This window comes from bacterium (genome assembly GCA_035703895.1).
GTDB lineage: Bacteria > Sysuimicrobiota > Sysuimicrobiia > Sysuimicrobiales > Segetimicrobiaceae > Segetimicrobium.
In genome coordinates, this window is record DASSXJ010000027.1 from 1 (window position 1) to 22510 (window position 22510).

Consider the following 22510-nt stretch of genomic DNA (forward strand, 5'->3'; position numbering starts at 1 on the left):
TGGCTCGTTTTGGCAGACATGCCGGTAGATCGACGCCAACTCACTTCCGGCGCGGCGATCGCTCTCGCCGATCAACACCATATCGGGATTCAAAAAGTCTCTGATGACGTTGCCCAGGGCGATGAATTCAGGATTGTAGCAGACGCCGAAGTCCCTGCCGAGCGCCTTGCCCGAAACGCTTTCTATCAATGGGATGAGGCGCTCATCTGTCGTCCCAGGCGACACGGTTGATGTAATCACAAATACGTGGTACGGCTTTTGCGTCCGCCGAAATGCTAATGAAAGATGCGTCAACGCCTCCACAAGGTACTTGTCTGAAAACTGGCCATCAAGCTGTACGGGCGTCGGCACGATCACGAACGTGATGACGGATGCCGCCATCGCGTCCGCGTATTGAGTCGTAGCGCGAAGCCTCTCACCCGCTGAGGTGATGAATTCCTGCAATTGCGGTTCGTAGACGGGCATTTCCCCCCGATTGATTGCCCTCACGGAGTCCTCGTTGATGTCGACGCCGGTGACGTCATACCCGCGAGCCGCAAGGCATGCGGCGGTACACGCCCCCAGCTTGCCGAGCCCGATGACTGACAGGGCCGTCCGCGCCGGAACTTCTTCTAGAACCCTTGATGCCGGGGCATGGGAAGGCTTCATCGTCTCACCTGTAGTGGTTTCTGCCCCAACGCGTTACTGTTTAGACGCCGTCGCGACTACGGGTGGGCAGCGGTGTTACCTACGGGCGAGGCGATTGAGCATGGTGGTTTTCAGTCTCACCAACGCCGTCCGCGCTGCGCGTCTCGCCCCCATGGATCGACGCACCTCCACGTGGGGGTGCCCAGCGGGTCTCACCGGCAAGGAACGGAGATAATCGTGGATGCGGCCGGCCGCCCTCGCCTGCGAAAATCCGTCTCTGACATCGTGCATGCCTCGACGTGCCAGTCCGGGGAGGACCCCCCGATGATCGTAGGCCAGCCGGAGCACGCGGCGAACCTCGTCCACCGTGACCTCCGCCCATCGGTGCCCACGGTACATCCGACGCATCTCGGCGAGCCGCACATCAACAGGCACCAGCCGGCCGGTCGGCTTGATGACGAGGCTGTTCTGCTCATTCAGGAACTCGGTGCTCCCGCCCCAGCCGATCGCGGCGACGGGTTTGCCCATCGCCATCGCCTCCATACACGGCATCCCCCACCCACTGGCGCGCTCCGTAGAAATGTACAGGTCGCACGTGTTATACAGTGCGCGGAGCTGCACGGCGTCCATGCGCCGCGCGATGACGGCGACATGCGGAAGGTCCGTTCGTCGAGCAAATGAGGCGGGCAGGCACCCGCGGACGAGCCGCTCGAGTTCTGCCCCAGAATGCCGATCCGACTGGGTTTTCAGCACCAGGGTGACGTCATCACGTGCGTGAAATTCCGCGCAGTAGGCTTCCAGCAAGAGATCAAACCCCTTCCGCCAGTCAAACGGGAAGACGTAGAGGAAGCAGAATCCGCGGCGGCCGTCGATCTCCAGCCGATCTGTGACGGGCTTGAAAAACTCCGTGTCCACCCCGTACGGAAACACCCTCAGCTTCGCCGCATCGATTCCTGAAGCCGAGAAGGTCTCGTAATTGAACCGTGATGGGACCCACAGCTCCTCCACACTTTGAGAACCAACGGCCCAATTCTCGGGGATCCGGTCGGTTTCAAAGATCGTGTAGCCGATTCGCCGCACGACATTTTTGAAGCAGACACGAGGATAAAAATCCGGCGTGTAATGCACGAGCCCCGCCGGGTACGGTCCCACATCGGTGCCACGCAACCTCACAAGCCGGTCCCCCACCCCCGGCTCGAGAAGCTTCCGGTCATCTGCCCCCACGATGCGCAGCCGCACCGGCAGTCCTGCATCGGTGAGACCAAACACGAAGGCACGGGAGACGGCTCCGTAGCCTGAGGCCTCGAAGGCCGGACCGACCCATATTAATCCAGTGACGCCGGGCGTGTGCAGGATGTTACGCGGCACGTTGCCTCACACGACAGCCCCCGCCGCCTCCCGGTAGGCGTCCAGGGTCCGTGCTGCCGTCGCCGCCCAGGGAAAAGCCCGCGCCCGCGCCGCGCCCCGGCCCTTGAGCGTCGCCCGCAGCGCGTCGTCGGCCAAGACCCTGCGGATGCCGTCCGCAATGGCGTCCGGGCGCGCCGGGTCGACAAGCACGGCCGCATTGGCGGCGACCTCCGGCATCGACGAACAGTCGCTCGTGACCACCGGCGTGCCGCAGGCCATGGCCTCGAGGATGGGAAGCCCAAACCCTTCGTACAGCGATGGGAACAAGAACGCGCTGGCGCCGGTGATCAGGGCGGGCAGGGCTCCGTCGGGGACAAACCCGCAGAAGCGCACGTGGCCACCGAGACCCAACTCTCGGGCGCGGCGCATGATCCCATCGACCAGCCATCCGCTCCGCCCTGCGATGACGAGCGGAGGTATCTCCCGGGTCTCCGCGCGCACGATCGCATGGGCTTCGATGAGGCGTTCGAGGTTCTTGATGGGGTTGATCACCCCGGCATAGAGCAGGTACTCGGACGGGAGCCCCAGTTGGCGCCGGACGTTCGCCACAACATCCGCCGGAACTGGAGCGAAGCGGGCATCGACGCCCAAATGCACGACCCGGGTTTTCTCCCGAGCGTCTGGAAAGCGTTCCATGACGTCCCGTGCCGTCGCCTGCGAGTCCGCGATCAACAGGTCGGCCCGCCGTACCACGGCGGGCAGCACGGCACAGCGGATCCAGCGGTGTCCGCGGGTCAGCGTCTCTGGAAACAGCAGGGGAATCAGGTCGTGGATCGTGACCACGCGACCAATCCGGCGCGACGCGGTCAAGGGAAACCCGAGCGTGTCTGGGGCATGGAACACGCCGATGCCGAGGCGAGAGAGTTGGGGACCCAGAAACACGTTACCCCGGACTGTGGAATGCCACGGGCCCGTGCACCGCGTGTCCAGCAAGGCGCGGCCGGCCACCTGATCGGCGCTCGCGCTCGCGAGCATCTCCAGGAGCCAGGCCGGCTTCTTGTCCCCCGCAAACAGCACAAACTCGTTCTGATTGTGCTCGTCCATTGATCGAGACAAGAGCGCTCGGGTGAGTTCCTCGACGTACCGGCCGATCCCGCCGTAGGCCGCGGTGCAGAGCCCTAGGTCAATGCCGATACGGAGCCGTGCGGCGGACGATCGCACGGCCGGTGGAAAATCCTTGGCGCGGGGTCCCGACACCCGGGTGGTCGGGCTCATGGTGAACGGGGAGAACCGGCGTAGGTAACGATACGAAGCCCCTCGTAAAAATGGTCCCCCACGGGCCGGAACCGCCACTCGCGACCGTCCGTCCACCTGGCGACGGCCATCGGCGAGAACGTCAACCCCGAGAATGGGACATAGGCCCACCGCGTGACATGCTGTTGAGAGAGGTGTTGCACGAGCACGCTTAGGGCCTCCGGAGTTTGCACGAGCATGAGGTCCTTCTCAAAGTACACGCCTCCGGCCCCCAGCGTCAACCATTCCAGTGGTGTGATGATGATCTGGGCGGACACCCCACGCAGCCATCCGTTGATCCGGGCGTTGCGGGCCGACGCCTGGAGCACCTGATCGACCCCTGCCGCTTGGAGGAGGAGGCTCACCGCCGCGAGCGCCGCGGCAGCCAGGCGGAGGGTTGGCCAGAGGGGTGGTGCGGCCGCGCGGGCCCGTGCCAACGCCGCGGCAGCCAGCCAGACAAGCGGCGGCAGGATCGGCAACAGATACCGCGGCCCCCACTGCATCCCCCCATGGGTCCCGGTGACGATGACCTCGGCGCAAAACAGCGCGCTGGTCCCCCACAGGAAGCGTTCCCAGGGAGCAACCGGCCCTGTGAGGAAAGCGAGCACGACGATGGGGGCTGCGGGGAGCAGGCCGGACACGACGGTTCGGCCGGAAAGAATCAGGACACCCGTTCCCACGGCGGCGATCGCCCCGGCCACGATCATCCCGGGGGACTGTCTGCGGACGCCCATCCGGAGGAGCCCCCCACCCAGCAGCAACGCGACCGTCATGGCGAGGCCGACCGCCACAGCTGACGGGTTAAACGCATAGAAGTCGGGCGACGCGAGCTGATAGTAGGCGTTGCCCATCTTCTCGCGGAGCCATACTGCCGCGTGGGCACCGCCCGACGCCAGGGAGGCGGCACCGCCGACCCTGGTCGCGATGAGGTCGTTCCCTTTCCACCCGAACGGGCTCCCAACCAGGTGGGTATTGAGCGCCCACAACGCCAGAGCCGGCACCGCCGCCCCAGAGATCAGGAGGAGGACCCCCCGAAAGCGGCCGCGGGGCGCGGCGTACAGCCATGCCACCGCGACGGCGAGAGCCAGAAGATAGACCTCGTTGCGCAGCCAGACGCCGAGTCCGAGGAGCACCCCGGCAGCGGTCATCCGCCAGAATGCGATCTTCGGGGCACGGTCGATCTCTCCACAGAGTAGCGCGAGCGCACCGGCAGCGAGGAACACGACGAGCGTGTGATCCCAGAAAACCACGCCATAGACGAAGACCGGGGATGCCAGCCCAACCGCGAGCGCGCCCGCCCAGGCGAGATCGGGGGCGCGGCGCCTCAGCACGTGGTAAGTGATCCAGACGGTTCCCAGCACGGCGGCTGCCGGGAGGACGACCAAGCCGGGGAACCCAAGGAGCCGGTAGACCAATGCCGATGCCATCGAGAAGTACGGGAGGTATGAAAGGTAGAACCGGCCGGCGCTGCCAGCGTGGAACCACCTTCCCATTGGGAAGTAGATCCCTTGGGGATCAATCGCCTGTGCCGGATACGGGACCGCGAGATCGCCGTAGTGGGACCGCAGGAGGCTCTCGACCTGGACGAACCGCACCGCCGAATCAGGAGACCAAAACCCGCCGGACCGCACGAGCATGAGCCCGACCACCACCTGGGCGGCGAGGCAGACCAGCAGCACGATGACCAACACGCGCCTGCTGTCCGCTTGCGGACGTGACTGAGCCGCCCCCGGGGCGACTCCAAGAGTGGGCGGCGGAAGGCTGACCACCGAGGACGAGGGTCCCATCATGGGAGGGGCCGAGCAGGTTTGCGCGGCCGGACCTCCCGGCCGAGCAGCCGCGCGTAGTCCCGGAGTGTCCTCCCGAGCCGCATTTTGCTCGCCCCTTCCTTGAGGTCGTACCGCAGGACGAGGGGTACCTCGGCGATCCGGGGGCGCACAATCCGAGCCTTCAACAGAATCTCGGTCATCACGGAGAACGCCTGAGCTTCGACCAAACGGTCCCCGTAGATGCTCAACAGTTCCTTGAGGAGGGCGGCCCGGTACGCTCGGAACCCTGTCGTGTAGTCCCGCACCCCTGGGATCGGGCACACGCATTTGAACACCAGGCCGGCCGCGCGGCTCAGCATCCGGCGACGCCACGGCACCCCTTCTTCTTTTCCGCCGCGGACAAACCTCGAGGCGATCACGAGATCATAGCCGGCCTCGAGCTGCGTGAACATCTCCGGCACAAGTTCTGGGGGGTGCGAGTTGTCGGCGTCCATCGTGACGATGACATCGCCGTCGGCAGCGCGCCGGCAGGCCTCCTGAATGCCGGTCCGGATCGCTGCGGCCAGGCCGCGGTTCCGGTCGTGCCGGATGACCTCGACCGGGAGACGCTGAGCGGCGGTCTCTGCCACGGCGGCCGTGCCGTCGCGGCTCCCGTCGTCGACAACCAACACGTGGAACACGAACCGCCCGGACCACGCCGCATGGACGCGGCTGAGCAGCGGCGGAAGGTTGTCTGCCTCATTGTAGGCCGGGAGGGCCAGCCACACCGTCGGTGGCGGTGCCGCGGTGGACGCGGTCCGCGAGGAACCACGGCGGCGCTCGCCCCTCATCTGGATCTCGCCGCCCCACCGTACAGCCGGCTCGTGAGCGAGAAGACGTAGACGTTGTTGAAGTCCCACTCGTTCCCGGGGATGAAACTGTCGTTCAAGAGGTCCTCGAGCCTGCGGAACGAGGCGGGCGTCATCGGTACGGTCGCCACGATCCAGATGCGCTGGTGCTCCTCCGCGATGGACCGCGCCCACGCCTTGTCCACACTTGGGACTGGGGACGTCTTGCTGCGTGCCATGTGATAGGTTTCCACAGGGGTCAATTCGTATCTACCTAAATGCCCCTTGTAGTAATACTCGAAGGGGATGCGCGCAAACCCCGGGATGAAGAGGAGGTAATCGTTCGCCCCCGCCACCCTGGACACGACGGCCGCGGCGCCGCGCCAATCATAATCCCCCGCGTGGTGCCACCGGTACCCGTTCAGCACCGGGCCGTTCGCCAGCAAGACGATGGCCACGAAGCCGGCCATCACGGTGGGGTGACCTGGCGCGCGAAGATGGCCCAGGCGCGCGATGCGCGTCGCGACCACATCGATCCCCGCGGCCACCAGCAACGCGAACGGAGGCTCGAGAAACGAGAAGTATCTTGGATAGAAAATATTATCGCGCAACGACACCACGAGCGCCATCGCCACCGGCCCGACCAAATAACAGAGGAGGCACCATGCCCGTTCCCCCCGGATGGCATACGTGCCGAGCACGAGGAGCACGAAGAACGGCAGGACGATGAGCGATTCCTGCCAGAGGGGCACGACCCCGACGTGGTGGTAGCCGCCCGTGCCGAGCAGCTCCCCGCCAAACCCAAACTGCGCCAGGAGGTCCTGGACGGCTCTGAGACCGACAGGCACCCGGAACGTCGGCTCCGCTTTCCCGGAGGTCGCCTGCATCACGAAGCCATGGACCCACGGAACGAACAGGAGGGCGACGATCCCCAGTGAGAGCGCCGCCGCGGTGAGCGTTCGGCGATCGCGCCGCACCAGCGGGATCAGGTAGAGGACCTGCGACCCGATGACCAAGAAGCCGAAGTAGTGCGTGTACACCATGAGGGCAGAGGTCACGGCATAGGCGATCCAGGGCCAGGACGTCCGGTGCTGAACCCCGCGCCGCAGTGAATACCACGAGGCCAACGCCAGCAGACCCAGCAGCGGATACATCCGCGCCTCCTGCGCCGCTGTGGTGGCGAACGCCGATCCCGCGAGCAGCGCCGCCGCCACAAGCGCGACGTCGCCGTCCACCAGCTGTCTCGCGAACGCATACAGCAGAGGGACCATCAAGAAGCCGATCAGAGCCGAGAGGGCGCGGACCGCGGTCTCGCCCGAGCCGAAGATGTGGATCCAACCGCCGAGCAGGACGTAGTACAGGGGTGGGTGCGTGTCGTTGTCCGGGAGGAACCGCAGAACCGCCCAGACGGGTTTGGTGGCGAGATTGACGCTGAACGCTTCGTCAAACCACAGGCTGTGGATGGTGAGCCCAAGGAACCGCGCCTCGGCGGCGACCACGAGGATGACGGCAGCGGCGATCCATGACGCTCTCAAGGTGCTGCCCTTGGGCATCCCGGAACCTCCGGCGCGAAAAGCGGCTACAAATCTTCAAGCGGCCGGACCCGTGGGCCCGGCCGCTTGAGCGTGTTGAGCGGATCGTCGATTTAGAACGTGGAGCCGCCTGCGGACGACCCGTCGCTGTACAGGAAGATCGAAACCATGTCGGCTGCCGCCAACGGAGAGACGGTGCCGGACATGATGATCGTGACGAGCGCGTTCGTCGTCCCGGTGATGGCCGGGCTCGCCCAGTGCATGTTGCCCGGCGTGACCAAGCCGATATTGTTCCCGGTAATGTCGAACAGGTTGTACTGCTGGTAGTAGGCCCACTCCAGGGTCTTCGCCTCCTGGAGGACGTTGTCCGCCTCTGCCTTGTACGCCTTCTTACGGGCGCCCAGGTAGCGCGGGACTGCGAGCGCGATCAGGATGCCGAGGATGGCCAGCACGACGACAAGCTCGATCAGCGTGAAGCCGTGCTCCCGGCGATTTAGGGTCTTGCGAAACCATGCAAACACTAGACGTACCTCCCTTTTTTGTCTGATTAGTCCATCGTCCTGCTAGTGCGTCCTCTCGTGCCTTCCCCCATCCTCAGGTCCTCGATCACCTCCACCCCTTGAGTATTCTTCGTCCCTTTTGATGCCCAAAACCTGTATCCTTTAGACTCGCCTGCCCCCAACATGGGGGGCACTAGAACGTCGAGCCGCTTGCGGAAGATCCGTCGCTATACATCAAGACCGAGACCAAGTCGGTGGAGGCCAACGGGGAGACGGAGCCGGACATGATGATCGTGACGAGCGCGGGGGCCGTTCCGGTGACCGTCGGCGAGTTCCAGTGCATGCCGCCGGGGGCCGCAAAACCGATCGAGGTCCCCGAGGTGTCGAACAAGTTGTACTGTTGATAGTAGGCCCACTCCAGGGTGCGTACCTCCTGGAGGACGTTCTCAGCCTCGGCCTTGTACGCTTTCTTGCGAGCCCCCAGGTAGCGGGGAACCGCCAGGGCAATCAGGATCCCGAGAATCGCAAGGACAACCACCAGTTCGATTAGTGTAAAGCCACCTCGCTTGCGTACCACACTCCCCCACCCCCTGGTACCCACCGCCGTCTCACCCTCTCATCCCCTCTGCCTCATTTCCCCTCGGAACCATTGCCGTTACTCTCAGAATGCCCATTTTTATGGGCTTTCAGACGTGTGAGGCGGGCCGTGAACCATCCCCCGGTGAACGACGTTCGACACTAAGCACACACGGCCGGATAGATTCCCCGGCCGCGTGACCAGCTGTATACCTACTCGTCAATTTCACATATCAACCACCGAAGTTCAGCGCCAGTTGCGGGTCTAGAACGACGACCCCCCTGCCGATGACCCATCGCTATAGAGGAGGACCCACACGCTGTCTCCGGTGGTGATCGGGCTGCAGCCGCCACATCCGGTCATCTGGATCGACACCGATCCGTCAACGGCTCCGCCAAAGTCCGGCGCCGCCCAGTGCATGCCCCGCGGCGTCGCTAGGCCGATCGAAGTCCCCGTCGTGTCGAACAGGTTGTACTGCTGGTAGTAGGCCCACTCCATCGACTTGGCTTCCTGTAGCACGTTATCGGCCTCGGCCCTGTACGCGGATTTCCGGGCCGCCAGATACCGCGGCACCGCGAGCGCGATCAAGATGCCCAAGATGGCGAGCACCACCACCAACTCGATGAGTGTAAAGCCCTTGGAACTTCCATGGAACTGCCTGCGGGCCCATGAGAGCACCTTGCACCCCTCCTTGATCTCCGCCCAACCCGAGAGCCGGGTGAGCATCTCGCCGGGTGAATTACCGTCGAGAGGAGGGGCTTCCCTGATTCGAATGAACAGAAGGCTCGTTAGTCGGACGAGGCTGGCCCTATCAATCGAAGCAAGTGCGTTGGATGGTACCGTCCAAGGCGCACAGCTGTCGCGCCCGGCTCGCCTGCGCGGTCCTGATCAGATCACGAAATTCATGGCCCGGGTTCGCGGTGCCCTTCAAACCGGAACAGTTCCGCGCCGGAGAAGTCATAGAACACGGACGTGCCAAACGCGCTGGCGAGCGCGGGGAGGACACGCCCTCGCAGTTGAGCAGAAACTGGACCGTTCACTACGAGCCACACCCGACGGTGTGCCCCAGCGAGACCCCGTGCCTGCGCGAGCGCCCGCGCGTCGATCTCGGGCCCGCCCCTGGGGGCCAGGATCAACGACGGACGGCGCTCTCGGAAGTAGTACCTGAAGGTCTCCTCGCCCGGCAAGTCAGCGAAGAGCAAGAGGTCATCGGGTCCACCGACCCGGGCCACGAGAGCGGCCGCGGCCCGCCACCGAAAGGACCAGGTCGCGGGGTCGAGATAGTATTGGTGCAGCGCCGGAAGCGAGTACAACAGCAACCCCACGGTCCACCACGCCGCTACGGCTCGTGGATGGAATCGGACCGTGCTTGCCAGCCACACGATCCCACCGGCAAGGAACATCGCCCAGAACGGCAGCACGATGGAGAACCACCGGGGGATGAAGATCGGAGTGACAAGCGACACCGCCGCCATGACGCCGATCGTCATGACCGGAGGCAATCCGAGGAGGGCGAGACCGCGCCGGTTGGCACCAAAGGAGACCACCCCGAACGCGAGGGTCACGAGAAACGGCAAGAGCACGAGGATCTGCTCGAGCGGGCCGAGCCGGCCCGCCGAGAAGTATCCGGCGGCCCCAAAGAGGGCGCCGCCGTAGGCGAAGAGTCCGAACAGATCGCCGAGCCGGAGCGCGGTCTCCGACAGACCGTGAGCCTGGCCGACCTGGGTCCACAGCGAGGGCGCCCATGGCGCGTAGAGGCATCCCACCGCCCCCAGCGCCGCCAGCCACCCTCGGAGGTGCCGGCGGTTCCAGCCGGCGATCCAGGCGCCGTGCGCGACGAGCACGAGGACGGCCAGGTACGATGTGTACGCTGTCAGGAGCGCAAGCAACGCATAGACGATCCACCCGAGGACGCTCCCCCGCTCTACGGCGTCGGCGATGGCCCACGTCGAGGCAACGACGAGCGCCCCCGCGAGGGGATACATCCTGGCCTCTTGCGCGGCCATAATATGGAACGGTGAAACGCTCACCAGAAAGGCTCCGAGCAGGCTGACCGGGACCGGGGCCACCTTCCGCATCACGGTATAGGTCAAGCCGACGGTCAGGACGCTCGCGACCGCGGAGGGGATCCGGAGGACGGTCTCTCCTGTGCCCGCCACCCCGATCCAGGCCTTCATCAGCAGGTAGTATAACGGCGGATGGAAATCGACGGCCGCGACGACGTGGAGGAGGTCCCGCCAGGCGAACCGGGTGATCCACACGACAAAGATCTCGTCGGACCACAGGCTGTGCTGGCCCAGGAGGGCAAACCGCAAACACGCGGCGAGGAGGAGGATCCCTCCAAGGAGCATCCCCGTGCCGGCGTGAGACGACGGCCTGGCTCCCCCCGCGGGTTCGGAAAGGCCGTCCACTCGATCGGTCACTTCGCGATGTGCCCCGCAGCCAGCAGATACACGATCGCTCCAGAGAACTGGCGCAGGCCGACCGGATGATATTCAGCACCAAACGCCCCTAAGATTCGGTCCCGCGTGTCCGCGGTGAAGGGAATCGTGGTGATGAGCCAGACCCGCGGATGCTGGACCGCCAGCTGCCGCATCTGCGCATCGGTGAGCGTGACGCGATCCCCCGGGGCGAGTTCCAGCGATGGGACCGGATCTCGAAAATAGTACTTGAAGGGCATCGCGGCCGATGTTCCGACGTAGACGAGCGCGTCATCGGGCCTCTCCAGTGCCCTGACCAGACGGGCGGCCGCGCGCCACTGGAAGGGCCGGGCCCCGGGATCGGCATAGTAGCGATCCAGGGCGGGCACCTGGTAGAGGAGGAGCGCGGCAATGAGGAGCGGGATCAGCCGCTCCTTCGGGACCTCGACGTGCTCTGCGACGTCGTAAACGCCTCGGGCAAGCACCGCGGTGAGAAAGGGCAGCACGAAGGAAAACCAACGGGGGATGAACATCGGATGCGCCCACGACACGATGAACGCGACCCCGATGGTCACGAGCAGCGGCAATCCGAGCAGCGCGAACGAACGCGGGGCCGCGGCAAACGCCGTCCCCCCGCGCCAAAGGAGGACGAGGAATGGCAACAACACGATGAGCTGCTCGACCGGCCCCACCCTCCCGGTAAAGAAATAGCCGGCCATGCCGAACAACGACCCGCCGAACGCCCACAATCCCAACAGATCATTGAGATTCATGTACAGCGCAGGGTTGTGATACCACCCGTAGCTGTGTCCGTTCCTGATCTGCTCGAGGAACGCAGGCCCCCACGGCACGTACAGGACGGCCACGCCCGCGATGGACATCGCCCAACGCCCGATGTGTCGACGCGCACAGCAGCCCACCCAGATCCCATGGGCGAGGAGGACGAGGCCCCCGAGATAGTGCGTGTACACCATGAGGGCCGAAGTGGCGAGGTACCCGGCCCACCGACCCGCGCCGCCCCGGTCGACACTGCCGAGCAGCGCGAGCGTCGAGGCCAGAGCCAACGCGCCCAGGAGCGGGTACATCCTCGCCTCTTGCGCCGCCGCGATCTGCAAGGGCGAGACGGCGACGAGCAACGCGCTCAGGAGACCGACGGTCTCGGTGGAGACACGACGGACGAGCACATACGTCAACCAGACCGAACACAGGCTGAAGCACGCGGACGGGACCCTGATCGCGGCTTCGCCCGGGCCGGCCACGCCGATCCACAGATGCATCAGCAGGAAATAGAGGGGTGGGTGCTGATCAACGGACCGAAGGAGCCCCGGGATGGCGTTCCACGGGTGTTGGGCCACCCAGACGACAAAGGCTTCGTCCTGCCAGACACTGTTCTGGGCAAGCAGGGCAAACCGCAGGCCTGCGGCCAGGGCGAGGAGCCCCACCAGGGCGATGCGTGCGTCGAACGACGGGCGCTGCCGGCGCCCCGGCGCTGCCGGCGCGGCGGCGGGGCCAGGCACCCCAGGCGGAATATCAGCCACCGGCGCGAGCCTCATTTCACGCGGACAAAGTGAACCGGGCCGCGTCTGATCGACGCGGCCCGGCCGTAGACGGCGTCACTACTTGACCGCGAGCGCGAGGTTGAAGATGGGAAGATACAGCGAGATCAGCATCGCCCCGATCACGACCCCCATGCCCACGATCAAGACGGGCTCGAGGATCGAGGTCAGGCTGGCGACCGTGTTCTCGATCTCGGTGTCGTAGAAGTCGGCCACCTTGGTCAGCATGGTTTCGAGCGACCCGGTCTCCTCCCCGACCTTGACCATCTGCACCACCATGGGCGGGAACATACCGCTCGCCGCAAGCGGGATCGCGATGCTTTCGCCCTCGCGGATGCTCGTGCGCACGGCCTCGATCGCCCGCGCAATGACCACGTTGTCGATCGCCTTACCGACGACCTCAAGCGCCTGCATGATGGGGACGCCGCTCGCCACCAGGGTCCCGAACGTCCGGCTGAATCGGGCGATCACGATCTTCTTGTTCACCGGCCCCAGGATGGGGAGCCGCAGCTTGATGTTATCGTAGTTCGCCCGGCCGGCCGGGGTGCGCACATACATGCGGAGCACATAGATGAAGGCGACGATCGCGACGGCAAGCGCCCACCAGAACCGCCGGATCAACATGCTCACGCCCATCGCGATCTGGGTGGGGAGAGGCAGTTCGGCGTTGGACCCCAACTCCTTGAAGAACGTGGCAAACTGCGGGATGATCACCACCGTCATGAAGAGCAGCGCGGCGATCGCGGCGGTGGCCAGCAGGATCGGGTAGGTGGTCGCCGACTTGATCTTCTGGCGCAGCGCCAGTTCCTTCTCCAGAAAGGCCGCCAGCCGGATGAGGACCTCGTCCAGCACACCGCCGGCCTCACCGGCCTTGACCATATTCACATACAGGTTGCTGAAGGCCTGGGGGTGCTTTCCGAGGGCGCTGCTCAAGGTGCCTCCGCCTTCGATGTCCACGCGGACGGCCTCGATCACCGCTTTGAGCTGCTTTTGCTGCGTCTGCTCCTCGAGGATCGACAGGGTCCGCACCAGCGACAACCCGGCGTTGACCATCGTGGCGAACTGCCGGCTGAAGACGGCCAGGTCCTTGAGGCCGATCCCCCGGAACCGGGCAAAGTACTCGCCGACTCCCACGGGCTCGGTTTTGCGCTGGAGGTTCGTAATGAAGAACCCCATCTCGCGAAGTTTCTGCGTGACGGTCTGATCGCTTTCGGCCTCGATCGCTCCCGCCAGCACTCTCCCGGTCTGATCCCGGGCGGTGTACTCATACACAGGCATGGCGCCTACCCTCCATAAGACTGATACGAGCAGCTGTGCCTCATACGTGGACGAGTTTTCGGAGCTCGTCGGGGTGAATCGCCCGGGCGAGCGCATCCTCGTGGCTGACCAAGTGGCGCCGGACCAGATCGGCCAGCGCCATATCCATCGTCTGCATCCCGTACTGGCCCCCGGTTTGCAGGGCGGACTCGATCTGATGGGTCTTGGCCTCGCGGATCAGGTTGCGGATCGCCGGCGTGGCCATCATGATCTCCACCGCCGGCACGCGCCCGATCTCGTCGAGGGTCGGCCAGACGCGCTGGATCGTCGCGGTGGACGCGGCGGCCCGCCGGTGCCCGTCCGTGTGGGCGCCGGACGCCCTGGTGGCGTACCGATGGTTGGGGAGCAACTGCTGCGAGATCACGGCCTCGATGACGGAGGCCAGCTGGATCCGGATCTGCTGCTGCTGATAGGGGGGGAAGACGTCGACGATCCGGTCGATGCTCTGCGCCGCGTTGGCGGTGTGCAGCGTCGCGAACACGAGGTGGCCGGTTTCGGCGATCGTGAGCGCCGCGGAGATCGTCTCGAGATCCCGCATCTCGCCGACCATCACGACGTTCGGGTCCTCGCGCAGCACGCCGCGGAGCGCGTTGGGAAAGCTCTGCGTATCGAATCCCAGTTCCCGCTGGTTGACGATGCCCTTCTTGTGGTCGTGCAGGTACTCGATCGGATCCTCAACGGTCACGATGTGCGCCGCCCGCTCCGAGTTGATGGCGTCGAGCATGGCGGCGAGGGCTGTGCTCTTGCCGTGTCCGGTCGGCCCGGTGACGAGGACCAGCCCGCGCGGCTTTCGGGAGAGATCCCGCAAGATCGGCGGGAGGTTGAGGTCTTCGATGGAGGGGATCACCGAGGGGATCGACCGCATGGCGATGCCGGTCGCGCCCCGCTGGCGGTACAGGTTGACGCGGAACCGCCCCAGGCCGGGAACCCCGTAGGACAGGTCGAGTTCCCAGGTTTTCTCGAACTTCTGCTTCTGGAAGGCGTTCAGCATGCTGTACGCCAGCTGCGAGGTGTCCTCCGGGGAGAGGACCTCGCGGTGCTCGAGCGGCTGGAGCTTCCCCCACACCCGGATCGTCGGCTTTCGGCCGGCGGTGAGGTGAAGATCGCTCGCCTGCGCGTCCATCGTTTCCTTGAGCAATTCGTTGATGTGCATCAGGATCCCCCCGCTCTAAGATAATGAGTGCCGTATTGAGTCGCGCGTTTCCCAATCGCTGCGCGCCGTCATAGACTCGTTCCCCTTAGTCGCTGACGAAGACGACATCGAGGACCTCCTCTGGGCTGGTCGACCCGAGGATGACCTTCTCCAGCCCATCCTCCGCGAGGGTCCACATCCCCGCCTTCACCGCCTGCTCCTTGATCTCCGTAATCGACGCCCGCTTCGTGATCAACGTCTTGATCACATCGTCGATGACCATGATCTCGAAGATCCCGTTCCGCCCCTTGTACCCGATCTTCGTGCAGAACTCGCATCCCACCGGCCGGTAGATCGGCACCTGGCCGTCGCCGGCCAGCATCGTCGCACCCAGGCGCTGCAGCACCTCCGCGGGCGGCGTGTAGACTTGCTTGCACTTGTCGCACAGGATTCGGACCAAGCGCTGCGCGATCACGCCGATCAGCGACGACGCGACGAGAAACGGCTCGATCCCCATGTCCACGAGCCGGGTGACCGCGCCCGGGGCGTCGTTGGTGTGCAACGTGCTCAGCACCAGGTGGCCGGTCAGGGCGGCGTGGATGGCGATCCTGGCGGTCTCCTCGTCGCGGATCTCACCGACCATGATGATGTCGGGGTCCTGCCGGAGGAACGACCGGAGGCCGTTGGCGAACGTGAGGCCCGCCTTGGGGTTCACCTGCACCTGGTTGATGCCGGCGAGCTGGTATTCCACCGGGTCCTCGACCGTGACGATGTTGGTCTCCGTCGAGTTGAGCTTGTTAAGAATGGTGTAGAGGGTCGTCGTCTTCCCGCTGCCCGTCGGTCCGGTCAGCAGGATGATCCCGTACGGCTTCGTGAGCATGGACTCGAACCGCTGACGGTTTTCGGCGAGGAGCCCGATCTTCTCGATGCTGACCAGCGTCTGGCTCTTGTCGAGGATCCGCATCACGACCTTCTCGCCGAACACCGTCGGGATCGTACTCACCCGCAGGTCAATTTCCTTGTTCTCCACTTTGAGCTGGATCCGCCCGTCCTGGGGGAGGCGGCGCTCGGCGATGTCCATGTCCGCCATGATCTTGATCCGCGAGATGATCGCCGCGTGGATGTGGCGGGGTGGGGTCATGACGTTGTACAGCGAGCCATCGATGCGGTAGCGGACCCGCACCCGCGTCTCCTGCGCCTCGATATGGATGTCACTGGCGCGCTGGCGAAGCGCCTGGACGATAATGGAGTTGACGAGGCGGACGACCGGCGCCTCGTCGACCAACTTGCGGAGGCCCTCGAGCCCCATCTCTTCAGCGGAGTCCGTCTTGATGTCCTTGATCATGGCCCGGATGCTGTCGTCGAGCGCGGGGTACTGGTTCAGCACCCGCAGGAACCCGTCGTGCGAGATGACCACGGGCTCGATATCCTGCCGGAGCTGACGCCGGACGTCGTCCAGGGCGACCACGTCCAGGGGGTCGACCATCCCCAATCGGAGCTTGCCGTCGACGGCGCCCAGCGGGATCAGCTGATACCGCCGGGCCAGGTGCTCGGGCAGCACGAGGAGCGCCGTCTCGTCCGGAACGATGTCATCGAGGTCAACGAACTCGAGGCCGAGCTGCTTGGCGATTGCGAGCGCGATGTCTTTTTCGGTGCCGATGCCCATGCCGATGAGCACCCGCCCCAGGCGTTCCTTGCTCTGCTTTTGCAGCTCCATCGCCTCGGTGAGCTGATCGGCCGTGATCAGCCCGGCCTCGACGAGAACTTCGCCAAGCAGTTTTCTCCGCCGCGAAGTGGTGGCCACTCGATCCCTCCGCCCTACGCTCGCTCGGATGCGGCGCCGGCGTGCCTTGCGGCCGTCATGTCCGCACCGGTTCGGGATTCGCAAGGAACCCGGTGTCGAGCAGGTACGCGTAGATCTGCTGGAGCTTCGCGAATCCGTGGAAATCCGCCCGGTATTCTTTCTCCAGCTTGTAGTCCAGCTCGATGAACTTGTTGAGCGTCACGAAGAACGCGTACTGGACGATGTACGAGGCGCTGGCCGGGGCGTCCCGGTTCTTGTCGACAAAGAGGTTCACGATGTCGATGTGCGGGACGGTGTCGGGGTCGATATTCGATGCCTTGGCGCGGGTCTGCAGGAACTGCTGAAGTTCCCCGGTGGCCTTCCAATCCTTGGCCATCACCATCGCGACGTCGAGGTCGTACTCGAGGTCGCCGCTCCCCATGCTGTGATGCATGGTGGGCCGCTCGAACTGCGAGTACTCGGCCTCGGCCTCCGCCGGGCGCTCGTCGAGACGGCACCCCTCCTTGTCGAGGGGGGAGATCGCAAAGATCGGGATGTTGAGCTCGAGGCTCATCTCCGCCAGCGCGGTCGAGATCAGGTCGTTGCGCGCCTTCCAGTCCTCGACGTACTCGTCCAGCGGGATCTTCTGCAGGTAGTCGAGGAAGATGACGACGTCGTTGGTTTGAAACTCCTGCATCACGTTGTACACGTGCGTGCGGATCCGGCTGAGCGTGTCCTGCCGGCTCCCCTCGATGAGGTAGAGGTACGGCGCGTACCGCGACATCCGCTCCTGTGCGGCCTCCAGCTGGGGGGCAATCGGGTCGCCGCCGGGTTTTCCGCCCACGAGGATCGTCGCCGGATCGATGCCGGTCTCCTTGGCAAACAACCGCGCCGCGAGCACCCGGGAGGTCTGCTCCCACGAATAGTACAGGCAGGGCACGCGATGGTTGGACGAGACGTACGTCGCCAGCTCGAGCGCAAAATTGCTTTTCCCGCGCCGCGGCGCGCCCGCGAGGCCGTAGTAGAAACCCCGCCGCAGGCCTGACAACAACGCATTCAGGCGCTCGAACGGGGCGATCGAGAAGCCGAGGATCCCGCCGGCCCCCGCCAGGCGGGCGGCGTCCTCGGTCAGCGCGGTCAGCACGCTGGTCACCGGGCCGATCCGCTGGCGTACCCGCCGCTTCTGGAGCTCGATGAGCGTGTGGATCATGTCGGTCGTGAACTGGATCAGATCGCCGCGGCCGCCCGTGTCGGTCCCGCCCAAATACCCGCCCAATTGGTCGTGCATGGTTTGCAGCCGCTCGCGGCTGTCGCGGTTCCGGAGGGAATCGACGTACGACATCATCCGGCCGGCGTCGGGCGGGCGCATCGCCAGGACGGCCCGCAGGTAGTGCTCCATCTCGGCGTTCAGCACGCCCCGAGACTCGAGATGGTTGCGCACGGTGACATCATTGATCACTTCGCCGCCGCGCGCGAGATACAGGTCGATCAACGCGTTGCAGAGCCGCCGGGCCACAGGAGAGGGCAGGAGTTCAGGCGTAAACCCCTCGTTGAGGGCGATCGTGATCAGCTGCCGGTCCCGCACGAAACCCTTTAGGATCTGGGCTTCAATGTCTTCGTAATCCATTACTCCCCTCCTGACGCGAAAGCCCGCTTGCCGATCACCCGCACAAGAGACGCACGGTCAGCCACAACGCGCGTTTCGGACCGAGAGGGTGCGAGTTAGTATACAGTAATGTGCCCGGAATTGCCACCAACTCGGACACGGACCCGCACGCCGACCCCGCGCACTCCCGGGACTCCGCCACCGCTACATCGACTCGCTGACGAAGACGACCCGCAGCATCTCCTCAAACGTCGTGACCCCCTCCAGGACCTTCCGGATGGCGTCTTGCTTGAGGGTCCGCATGCCTTCCTCGATCGCCCCGTCCCGCAACTGCTCGGTGGCCGCGCCGCCGACCGCAAGGGCCCGGAGCCGGTCGGTCATCACCATGAGCTCGAACACGCCGATCCGACCCTTGTAGCCGGTCTTCCGGCACACCTCGCAGCCCCGGCCCCGGAAGAGCTGCACATCTTCGGCGCGCTCGGCGTCGACGCCGAGGCGCTTGAGCGCGTCAGCGGGAGGCACATACGCTTCCTTGCATTTCGAACAGATCACCCGGACGAGGCGCTGCGCGAGCACTCCAATCAACGAGGAGGTGATCAAGAAGGGTTCGATCCCCATGTCGCGGAGCCTGACCACCGCGCCCGGGGCGTCGTTGGTGTGGATCGTGCTGAGCACCAGGTGTCCGGTCATGGACGCCTGCACGGCGATCTCGGCGGTCTCACGATCCCGGATCTCCCCGATCAGCACGACGTCCGGGTCCTGCCGCAGGATCGTCCTGAGCCCGCTGGCAAAGGTCAGGCCGACCTTCGGGTTCACCTGGACCTGGTTGACGCGAGGGATCTGGTACTCGACCGGGTTCTCGACGCTCACGATGTTCCGCTCCGCCGTGTTGATCCTGGCGAGCGAGGTGTACAGCGTCGTCGTCTTCCCGCTTCCCGTGGGGCCGGTGACCAAAATGAACCCATAGGGCTTGGTGATCAGACCCTCCCAGGTCTCCAAAATGGAATGCGCGAACCCGATGTCATGGAGGGCGACCTTGGTGCTGCTCTGATCGAGGATCCGGAGTACGACCTTCTCCCCAAGCACCGTGGGCAGGGTGCTGACGCGCATGTCGTACTCCTTGCCCTCGGCCCGGAGGTGGATGTGCCCGTCCTGCGGCAGACGGCGCTCCGCGATGTCCATATCGGCGAGGATCTTGATGCGCGAGATCAGCGGGGCCTGGACGGACTTCGGCGGATTCATCAGGTCCAACAAGACGCCGTCGATTCGAAGCCGCACCTTCACTTCGGTTCGCTGCGGCTCGATGTGGATGTCGCTCGCGCCGGACTGAATCGCCTGGCTGAGGATCTGGTTGACCGCCCGGATGATCGGCGCTTCCTCGACGGCCGTGCGGAGGTTTTCGAGGTTGGTTTCATCGGCGCGCTCGACATCGGTGATCTCCGGCTCGAGGCCGGTGCGGGTCAAGATTTCCTCGATCTCGCCGCCACCCCCGTACACCTGGCCCTGGGCCCGGTCGATGTCGGCGCTGCTCGAGATGACGACGTCGACCTCGAGGCCGGTGAGGAGGCGGATATCGTCGATCGCGACGACGTTCGAGGGATCGGACATCGCGACCACGAGCCGGCTGCCGTCGCGGCCGATCGCCACCACCCCATGGCGGCGGGCAAGGTACGATGGAATCAACCGGGCGATCTCCGAATCCACGGACATGTCCGCGAGATCGGTATAGCGGAGGCCCCACTGCTCGGCCAGCCCCTGGGAGAGCTGTTGCTCCGTAATAGCCCCCATCTCCACCAGGATCCGGCCCAATCGCGCGTTGCTCTGCCGCTGAATGTCCGCGGCCTTCCTCACCTGTTCGTCCGTGACCCACCCGTGCGCGACGCAGATCTCGCCGAGGAGCGGCTCCCGCGCCTTCCTGCCTTTGCCGCCCTCGACCGATCGGACGCGGCTCGGGAGCGCGTGCGGGGCCCCGGAGGGCGCGGGCTTGCGCGGTCCGCCGGACTTCGTCGCGGCAGGGGGGTCGAAGAGCTGGGGGGGCTCGACGGGGCGACTGGGAGGCGGACCCGTGCGCCCGGCGGGCGGCCCCAGGTCTTTCTCGTGCGTGGGCGCAGGCGCGGCGACGGGGTCGGCGGCCGCAGGCGTACCCGGCTTCAGCGTCTGCAGCAGGGACTGCACGGCGGCCGCCTCGTTGGATTTTCCCGCGTAGCCGTAGGCATCCCGGAGGGACTTGAGGACGTCGACGTCGTCGGGGGCAAGCTCGCTCGCCCGCTTCAACGCGGCGACCGCCCCGAGCCAGAGCCCGCGGCCGGCCATCCGCTCCCCCAGGGCGCTCAGGACGACAACCGCGGCAGGCTCTAACTGCTGCTGAATGTAGAGATCAACGAGCTCCCAATACGCGAGGGGTTGTTCCGGGTCCACCTCGATCACTTTCTTGAAGCAGGCCATTGCGCCGTCCGCTCTTCCCGCAGCGCGGGCGGCCAGCCCCGTGTGAAACCACACGGCGGCGTCGAGGACGACGTCTCCCTCGGTCAGGTGGAGCGCATGCCGATAGACGTCGAGCAAACCTGCGATCTCGCCCGGCAGGGCGGACTCGTCGTCGGTTGTTCGGGAGGACGGAGGATTCCTCACAAGCAAGCGGCAACGGCCTCGCGTACTCGACTGACTTCGATGCGCATCCGCCCAAGGTTGCACAAGCGGTTGCCCATGACCACGAGGACCGCGTCCCCGGCGACCGGGGACACCGAGATCGGTCCCGACTCGAACTCGACGAGCAGCATCTGGGGGCCGCCGGCGGACATGTCTGCGCCGATGGATTCCCATCCGATGAGCGCGCTGCTGGTCAGGGCTCCGAGGGCATCCAGGTCGAGTTCCTCCTCGGAGGTGAGGCCTTCGATCACAAACCCATCGCGGCTTACGACCACCGCCGCAATGACACCGGGCTTCTTGGTCAAATCGCCCAGCACATCTTTGAGACTCGCCGCTGCTGTCGTCACCTGTCGTTCACCTCCTCGAATTGCTGCGCGTCGCCCCGCCTAGCCCGCCGCAGACTCGACGGCTCCGACCAGTTCCGGCAGGTAGCGCCGGAACTGGACTCGCGCCTTTCCAAGGTTGCCCTTGTTGCTGAGAAACAGCGCCACGCAATGGTTGAGACCCGGCACCGCGGCCAGGACGGTGAACCGCTCGCAACTCATCATCATGTGATCGAGCGAGCCCCCCTCGGCCTTGCGGCACATGTACAAAAAGAGCTTCGCCGCCGTGACGACGTCCTGGCTGACGCTCTCCGCGGGGAATCCGGCCTCAAGTTTGAGGACTTCGATCGGCGCGCCATCCATCCCGATCAGCCCGGCTGCCAAGACCCCGTCAGTCCCGGCCACCATGGCGCCGAGGACTTCCCGGGCTTTCTTCATTCACCCCGCCTCCCCGTCCCGGCCGGGCCAACTGCCGCCGCCGGTTCGGGCGAGCGGGAGCGGGATGTGACCGCCGCGTGCGCCTCGTCCAGATCCGGCTGAGCGGCGAGCCAAGCCCGGACGCCTTGCAGGCTCATGCCCTCCTCTTCCACCAAACGCCGAATGCACTGGACGAGACGAAGGTCCCGGGTCGAGTACAGCCGGTGCCCGCCCTTCGTGCGGGCTGGCCGGAGGAGTTGATACTCCACCTCCCAACTCCGCAGGCGCCGTGCGTCCACCCCAGACAGGGACGCCACAGTCCGAATGGGATAAATGGGCAGATCGTCTGACGTCTTCACGGCTCTCTGACCTCCTCCATGGCACCGTCCACCAGCTTCTCGTCCTCTTTCGACTCCAGATGCGTGCCCAACCGTTTGAGCGCGGCGGCGAGCACCCGGGAGACGTGCCGTTGGGATACGCCCAGGCGCTTGGCCACCTCGCTCTGCGTGAGATCCTGATAGAACAGATAATAGACCACCTTCCGTTGGAGGTCGGCCAGGCGTTCCACCGCCTTGAGGAGCACGATGCGGTCCTCGACCGGCAACTGGAAGGACACGTATCGCTGGTGGGCGATCACGTCGCGGCGGACCTCTTGACGTTCCACGAGGTCGTTGATGGAGTGGACACAAGACCGATCGTGCGCGCGGAGGATCTCGAGGACGCCGCTCTCGGTGAGGTTCATCCGCGCGGCGATCTCGCCGAGCGTCGGGGTCCGGCCCAGGGTCTGCCGCAATTCCGCGACGGCATCGGTCAGTTCCCCGTAGAGCTTCCGCACCCA

General features: G+C 65.3%; 20 protein-coding genes. All 20 read right to left on the reverse strand.

The window, feature by feature from the left end:
• Positions 1-648 (reverse strand): 3-hydroxyacyl-CoA dehydrogenase NAD-binding domain-containing protein (locus tag VFP86_01985; protein ID HET8998394.1); only part of this gene is annotated, 648 nt, incomplete at its 3' end.
• A gap of 75 nt (positions 649-723) precedes the next feature.
• Positions 724-1995 carry a glycosyltransferase family 4 protein gene (locus VFP86_01990; GenBank protein ID HET8998395.1) on the reverse strand — a complete coding sequence of 424 codons (1272 nt, stop codon included), beginning with the start codon at positions 1993-1995 and terminating at the stop codon, positions 724-726.
• A gap of 6 nt (positions 1996-2001) precedes the next feature.
• Positions 2002-3231 (reverse strand): glycosyltransferase family 1 protein, encoded by a 1230-nt coding sequence (locus VFP86_01995; protein HET8998396.1) that lies wholly within the window; start codon positions 3229-3231, stop codon positions 2002-2004.
• A gap of 14 nt (positions 3232-3245) precedes the next feature.
• On the reverse strand, positions 3246-4958 hold the full coding sequence (locus VFP86_02000) for a hypothetical protein (GenBank protein HET8998397.1): 1713 nt from the start codon (positions 4956-4958) through the stop codon (positions 3246-3248).
• Between the two features lie 95 nt (positions 4959-5053).
• Positions 5054-5866, reverse strand: a complete 813-nt coding sequence (locus VFP86_02005) for a glycosyltransferase (GenBank protein HET8998398.1) — start codon at positions 5864-5866, stop codon at positions 5054-5056.
• A complete protein-coding gene (locus tag VFP86_02010) occupies positions 5863-7416 on the reverse strand; it encodes a glycosyltransferase family 39 protein (GenBank protein HET8998399.1) in 1554 nt (517 codons plus the stop codon). The genes VFP86_02005 and VFP86_02010 overlap by 4 nt, the downstream gene beginning before the upstream one ends.
• Positions 7417-7508: 92 nt before the next feature.
• Positions 7509-7916, reverse strand: a complete 408-nt coding sequence (locus VFP86_02015; protein ID HET8998400.1) for a type II secretion system protein — start codon at positions 7914-7916, stop codon at positions 7509-7511.
• A gap of 172 nt (positions 7917-8088) precedes the next feature.
• A complete protein-coding gene (locus VFP86_02020) occupies positions 8089-8472 on the reverse strand; it encodes a type II secretion system protein (protein ID HET8998401.1) in 384 nt (127 codons plus the stop codon).
• A gap of 264 nt (positions 8473-8736) precedes the next feature.
• A complete protein-coding gene (locus VFP86_02025; GenBank protein HET8998402.1) occupies positions 8737-9150 on the reverse strand; it encodes a prepilin-type N-terminal cleavage/methylation domain-containing protein in 414 nt (137 codons plus the stop codon).
• Between the two features lie 224 nt (positions 9151-9374).
• Positions 9375-10895: a glycosyltransferase family 39 protein gene (locus VFP86_02030; GenBank protein ID HET8998403.1), complete on the reverse strand. Its 1521-nt coding sequence runs from the start codon at positions 10893-10895 to the stop codon at positions 9375-9377.
• A complete protein-coding gene (locus VFP86_02035; GenBank protein ID HET8998404.1) occupies positions 10892-12430 on the reverse strand; it encodes a glycosyltransferase family 39 protein in 1539 nt (512 codons plus the stop codon). Before VFP86_02035 ends, VFP86_02030 begins: the two co-directional genes overlap by 4 nt.
• Positions 12431-12508: 78 nt before the next feature.
• On the reverse strand, positions 12509-13726 hold the full coding sequence (locus tag VFP86_02040; protein ID HET8998405.1) for a type II secretion system F family protein: 1218 nt from the start codon (positions 13724-13726) through the stop codon (positions 12509-12511).
• 40 nt (positions 13727-13766) lie between these two features.
• Entirely contained in the window at positions 13767-14918 is a 1152-nt protein-coding gene (locus tag VFP86_02045; GenBank protein HET8998406.1) for a type IV pilus twitching motility protein PilT, read from the reverse strand.
• 85 nt (positions 14919-15003) lie between these two features.
• Positions 15004-16701 (reverse strand): type II secretion system ATPase GspE, encoded by a 1698-nt coding sequence (gene gspE / locus VFP86_02050; protein HET8998407.1) that lies wholly within the window; start codon positions 16699-16701, stop codon positions 15004-15006.
• Between the two features lie 55 nt (positions 16702-16756).
• Complete coding sequence (locus VFP86_02055; GenBank protein HET8998408.1) at positions 16757-18307, reverse strand: DnaB-like helicase C-terminal domain-containing protein; 1551 nt, start codon at positions 18305-18307, stop codon at positions 16757-16759.
• A gap of 183 nt (positions 18308-18490) precedes the next feature.
• A complete protein-coding gene (locus tag VFP86_02060) occupies positions 18491-20848 on the reverse strand; it encodes an ATPase, T2SS/T4P/T4SS family (GenBank protein ID HET8998409.1) in 2358 nt (785 codons plus the stop codon).
• 62 nt (positions 20849-20910) lie between these two features.
• Entirely contained in the window at positions 20911-21279 is a 369-nt protein-coding gene (locus VFP86_02065; protein ID HET8998410.1) for a roadblock/LC7 domain-containing protein, read from the reverse strand.
• A 39-nt stretch (positions 21280-21318) separates the two neighbouring features.
• Positions 21319-21693, reverse strand: coding sequence for a hypothetical protein (locus VFP86_02070; GenBank protein ID HET8998411.1), 375 nt, complete (start codon positions 21691-21693; stop codon positions 21319-21321).
• Positions 21690-22031, reverse strand: coding sequence for a MerR family transcriptional regulator (locus tag VFP86_02075; GenBank protein HET8998412.1), 342 nt, complete (start codon positions 22029-22031; stop codon positions 21690-21692). The genes VFP86_02070 and VFP86_02075 overlap by 4 nt, the downstream gene beginning before the upstream one ends.
• Positions 22028-22510: sigma-70 family RNA polymerase sigma factor (locus tag VFP86_02080; GenBank protein HET8998413.1), on the reverse strand; the 483-nt coding region annotated here is incomplete at its 5' end. The genes VFP86_02075 and VFP86_02080, both read right to left, overlap by 4 nt.